Genomic DNA, 4593 nt, shown 5'->3' with positions numbered 1-4593 from the left:
ACGACCGCCCCCGCAAGCCCAGTCCCCAGCATCGCGGTTTCAACCGCAGAGCCTTTGCCCGCCGAGTCTTTCATGGCTTGTTTACCTGACGCGAAGATATCGGCAGCCAGAGCGGGCTGAGTGATAAGAAGTGTCGAGACAGCAACGCCAAGCCCGACAAGGAGGGTGCGCTGGGTGCGTTTTTTCATAATAAGTATCCTTATTGAGTGATAAAATTATCATGTGCGTGGTCATGATGGAGGAAAAGGGAGTGCTCCCTACCACCTCCTTGCCTGATAGGCAGGGAGGAATGCTTATGTTGTCCTAGGTAGACCGTGTAGTTGTAGTGGTCTAATGATCTTGGACACCGGGCAACGTGCCAATGAAAGGGAGCGTGGGGAGAGAGGTTAAAATCAACATAGGCACGCATCATAAAGAAAACAGACAAGATTTCGCGTACTTTAAACCACGATTACGGCTCACATGTTACCGTTGAGCCCCATTTCTTCCTGATTACATTAAAGGCAACAAGGAAGCGTTTACAGACTTCAAACCGCGATTGCGACTGACGTGTTGTTTCCAATTTTGAGGGGTCATAAGGGTGTTTTTGAGTTTACGATAATGTTTTTTGCGAGCATTCTTTGATGGTGGAGGCGTGAGATGACGGACTGATTGGGTTTGTTTTTGAACCGAAACGAAATGAACGCCCTTCCAATAGAAAGGAAAGGGGAGGCGGTCAGTAAAAGGCAACAAAGCAGCAAATGCCATGTATTCACGCCCGACCGAGCCCAGTTCTTTGAAGCTGACAAAATCCCCTTGTTCAACAAAGCGGCCTAATAAACTCACCGCATCATCTTCATGACAATATCCGTATACGATTTGCATTATTCAAACTCCTTTTAAGGACATTGTTTTGCTCTTTTAAAAGAGCAAAACAATGGGCTCTCTCTCAAGAGCCGTGCTACAAACTGGCTTGTGCATTCTTGTAGTAGAATACGCACACCCAAAGGATGTGGTGTCTGGTATTCCCAAGTAATTCTGTTTTACCACTCAACCAGCGTGCTTAATTGAGTAGAAAAACAGCCTTGGACGTCGCCCCAGATAAGGCTCCTGAACTTTTTAGGCATATTACGCAGGCCTGCGCCCATCTGCGGCGCTTTTTGCAATAGTGAAGGCAGCCACTCTTACGGTGATGCGGGTGTTGGTATGCAGATGGAATAATAAGCCGACGAATGTGTTTCTCGACTTTGATCTCAAAGACTGCGATATCAACGTAGTCAGTATGAATCAACATGAATGGGGAGGACAATGTTTAAAAACATCAGCAACGCACAATGGACTTGGTTTTCAACCTATCGTGAAAGAATGGGGCTAAAAGGGTTTTCTGACGTACATGCTCTGATGCGCAAGGCGGGAACGGTTTTGTGGGCCTTGGTTGACCACTTTAAGTAATGCCACAAATGAGCCAAGGTGTGTGTCAATTAGTCGACCAAGGAAGTAACTTTGAACGTAAGACAGACCAAGCAGACAAACGTGAATGCCTCACTCAGCAATCAAAGTGCTAGAAAATCGAATCCCTGAAATTGGTGGTGACACACGGAAATAGTTAAAGGCAATAGAACCATCAAAGCCAGAACATCACCGAAGATGCTGACACTATTAAGTTCAATGGCGGAAAAGGCGTTTGTACCGGCGCGAGTTTGAACTGTTTATGGGCGTTGTTGCCTAAATCAGTTGAACCTTTTTCGAGTCCTGCGATCTGATACTTTATGATGGTTAGAGCGGTGACAACATGGGTAAGGCGAAAAAGAAGATAACTAACTGGGCGGAGTACAATAAGTTTTTGTGCAAACGGGGCTCGGTTACGTTCTGGATAGATGATACAGCCGTAGATGCATGGCGATGCAAACCCATCATGGTAAGCGTGGTAGAGGCTTTCAGTACTTTGATGCAGCGATTGAAACTGCCTTGATGAATAAAGGAGTATTCTCATTACCATTGCGTGCTCTTCAAGGTTTTATCGACTCTATCTTTGAGTTATTGGATGTTCCACTGACGTCCCCAGACTACATCTGTATCAGTAAACGGTCGAAGACAGTCCAGGTGAAATACCGTAATAAATCTAAAGGGGCTATTCGTCATATAGCCATTGACTCGACTGGTCTCAAAGTCTTTGGCGAGGGTGAGTGGAAGGTCAAGAAGCACGGTGCCGAAAAACGTAGAACATGGCGCAAGCTGCACTTAGCCGTTGATGTAGATACCCATGAAGCCATTAGTGCCGAGGTCAGTCTGGTAAATGTTGGTGATAGCGAAGTGCTGCCAACGTTACTCAACCCTTTACGTAGAAAGATCGATGCTGTCTCTGCCGATGGAGCATATGACACAAAAAGTTGCCACAATACTCTGAAGAATAAAGGTTGTACTCCGTTGATACCACCTCGAAAGAATGTAGCGTTTTGGGAAGATGGGTATCCCAGAAATGAAGCTGTAGAGGCTCTGAAAAACGGAACAATAGCGGAGTGGAAATCCGAATCTGGTTATCACTATCGCTCAATATCTGAGACCGCAATGTCTCGATATAAAGGACTAACCAGCGGTACATTGAGCTTGAGATGTTACAACGCTCAAGTGGGTGAAATCATGGCGAATGTCAAAGCTATAAACAAAGTCATAGGACTAGGCATGCCTGTTCGAAGCTAACGGTGAGTCAAATATGGCGTCGTTGACCTCCAAGCTGATTTGATCAACAACGCCGCGATGGCACTGAACGGTTTTAGCAATTTCAGAAACTGAAATCCCCCGTTCCAAAAGGGCAGGAATCTGGTATCTTCTGCCTTCGGTCAACTGCTGATAGTTCATGGTAGTACTGCTTGTTTCTTTGGCGAGAAGAGCGTACCACTTTCAGCAGTTGGCTTCCTCTTCTACACCTTTCCATGAATGTCGCACTTATTATCTGAAATCGGGCGCAACAAAGCCGATGGAAGGTGAAAAAGATTATTACCCAACTTTGATCGACGAAGAAGCATGTAATTCCGATGGTTCTAAACTGCGACCCACTAGATTAGAGAAACTAGGGCGTGTTGATCTTTCGTGAGTGTTTTTTGAACAGCATGGTAAAGAGTTATAATTTGCTTCGCCAAAAGTAAAACCATAACCAATACCATGCCAAGAACAATGCTAACTGATATTCGCTGGGAACTGCTACTCCAAGTTATGAAAAGTACAGGTCGTATTTACGATAAAACTGAACATCGAATGACATTTGAAGGAATACTTTATCGAATGAGAACAGGTATTCCTTGGCGAGATCTACCCTCTGAGTTCGGAGAGTGGAGTACCGTTTACAGACGATTTAATCTTTGGTCGAAGAAAGGGATTTTAGATAATCTTTTCAAAAGCTTATCTAACATGGCTGATTTTGAATGGGTATTTCTTGATGGCTCTATAGTTAGAGCACATCAGCATAGTACAGGTGCAGCTACTGAAAGTTCAGAGCAAATAGGAAAAAGTCGCGGGGGCAACTCAACCAAAATTCACTTAGCCGTAGATAGTGGTGGCCTGCCGATTTGCTTTGATTTATCAGAGGGACAACGCCACGATATAGTGCATGCCGAAAGCTTAGTTGAGCAACTCGGTGAAGTTAATACCATTGTTTGTGATAAAGGATATGACAGCGAACCTTTCCGTACTTTTGTTAAGGAACGTGGCGGAGAAACGGTAATTGCTAAACGCAATTACGGACAAGATATAGACAAAGACAGTATGGATTGGTGTCTATACAAGTATCGTCACTTGGTCGAAAATGCCTTTGGGAGAATTAAGCATTATCGAGCTATTTCAAGTAGATATGACAAGCTAGAAAGGAATTATGCCAACATGTTATCGCTGGCATTCATGTTAATGTGGCTACCGATGTATTGTTGAACGCGAAATGTACAGCAAAGATCAACACGCCCTAGTATTCCCAACCTTGGGTGCTGACGGATCCCCTCATATTTTCCCTAGTCCTGCGTTGTGTGTGAGCCTTTGATATTCGAACATTCCCCATTGATATTGGGATTCATTAATTTGATATCGCCGATGATTTCGTACCTCTCTCCCTAGACGAGGTATGGATAGAACTCGGCGGTGTTTAATGCCGTTGGCTTAGAAGTCAAAATGCCATTTGGCTTGTACTGCAATGAGGCCATTCCACCACATCAAGATTTCAGCGAGCAACGCAATAAGAAGCAGGATATCTAATCGCTTAGTACAACGAGTTCTGTTGTGACGAAGTGCGATTCCATAGGCGGTACTCTTTAGATCGCGGAAGGCCTCTTCTATCTGCATACGCTTGGCGTACAGACTGGTAATTTGTACTTCATTTAAGATATGTCTAGGGACATTAGTCGCGAGTAGCCACGGCTCCTTTGCACTGCGTTGATAGAGATGTGTAGCGGAGTGTTTTTGGCTGGTTCTGCTATGGCGCTGGGCTTTTCTGCCTTTTTCTAATCCCTTATAAACATAGGCTTCACAAGATATCGGTGATCTCTTTGCTAATAAGCAGTGGCCAAGATATTTGGGTTTATGGACAGCGTTTGGATAAAAGGTTTTATTTGAGACCCAAGGTTTTTG

General features: G+C 44.5%; 6 protein-coding genes and 2 pseudogenes. 4 read left to right on the top strand and 4 right to left on the bottom strand.

The window, feature by feature from the left end; genetic code table 11:
• Both ACED25_RS22995 and ACED25_RS22990 read right to left on the bottom strand, forming a co-directional pair.
• Positions 1-188: type IV conjugative transfer system pilin TraA (locus ACED25_RS22995; protein WP_371696216.1), on the bottom strand; the 188-nt coding region annotated here is incomplete at its 3' end.
• A 304-nt stretch (positions 189-492) separates the two neighbouring features.
• Positions 493-864, bottom strand: coding sequence for a hypothetical protein (locus ACED25_RS22990; RefSeq protein WP_017097090.1), 372 nt, complete (start codon positions 862-864; stop codon positions 493-495).
• A 423-nt stretch (positions 865-1287) separates the two neighbouring features.
• On the opposite strand from ACED25_RS22990, the gene ACED25_RS22985 reads away from it, so the two are divergent.
• Positions 1288-1431: a hypothetical protein gene (locus ACED25_RS22985; protein ID WP_158008845.1), complete on the top strand. Its 144-nt coding sequence runs from the start codon at positions 1288-1290 to the stop codon at positions 1429-1431.
• Between the two features lie 340 nt (positions 1432-1771).
• Positions 1772-2679 (top strand): annotated as a pseudogene (locus tag ACED25_RS22980) (IS5 family transposase).
• A gap of 45 nt (positions 2680-2724) precedes the next feature.
• Here ACED25_RS22980 and ACED25_RS22975 read toward each other — a convergent pair.
• A pseudogene (locus ACED25_RS22975) lies at positions 2725-2838 on the bottom strand (helix-turn-helix domain-containing protein); the annotation flags it as partial.
• Between ACED25_RS22975 and ACED25_RS22970 the strand changes: the two are divergent.
• The gene (locus tag ACED25_RS22970) at positions 2837-3073 is read left to right on the top strand and encodes a hypothetical protein (protein WP_017096422.1); all 237 of its coding nucleotides are present in this window, start codon (positions 2837-2839) and stop codon (positions 3071-3073) included. The pseudogene ACED25_RS22975 and the gene ACED25_RS22970 sit on opposite strands and share 2 nt — an antisense overlap.
• 68 nt (positions 3074-3141) lie before the next feature.
• Entirely contained in the window at positions 3142-3903 is a 762-nt protein-coding gene (locus ACED25_RS22965) for an IS5 family transposase (protein ID WP_029223739.1), read from the top strand.
• 222 nt (positions 3904-4125) lie between these two features.
• Here the strand turns inward: ACED25_RS22965 and ACED25_RS22960 are convergent.
• Positions 4126-4593: transposase (locus ACED25_RS22960; protein ID WP_371696215.1), on the bottom strand; the 468-nt coding region annotated here is incomplete at its 5' end.

It is taken from the genome of Vibrio sp. 1F263 (assembly GCF_041439035.1).
In the GTDB taxonomy this organism is placed as follows: Bacteria; Pseudomonadota; Gammaproteobacteria; order Enterobacterales; family Vibrionaceae; genus Vibrio; species Vibrio tasmaniensis_A.
Note: the sequence above shows the minus strand (reverse complement) of the source record. Positions and strands in the feature narration are given on the sequence as shown.

Coding starts and splice junctions, on each gene's coding strand:
- ACED25_RS22990 (WP_017097090.1), bottom strand. CDS start 864: ATGCAAATCGTATACGGATATTGTCATGAAGATGATGCGGTGAGTTTA.
- ACED25_RS22985 (WP_158008845.1), top strand. CDS start 1,288: ATGTTTAAAAACATCAGCAACGCACAATGGACTTGGTTTTCAACCTAT.
- ACED25_RS22970 (WP_017096422.1), top strand. CDS start 2,837: ATGGTAGTACTGCTTGTTTCTTTGGCGAGAAGAGCGTACCACTTTCAG.
- ACED25_RS22965 (WP_029223739.1), top strand. CDS start 3,142: ATGCCAAGAACAATGCTAACTGATATTCGCTGGGAACTGCTACTCCAA.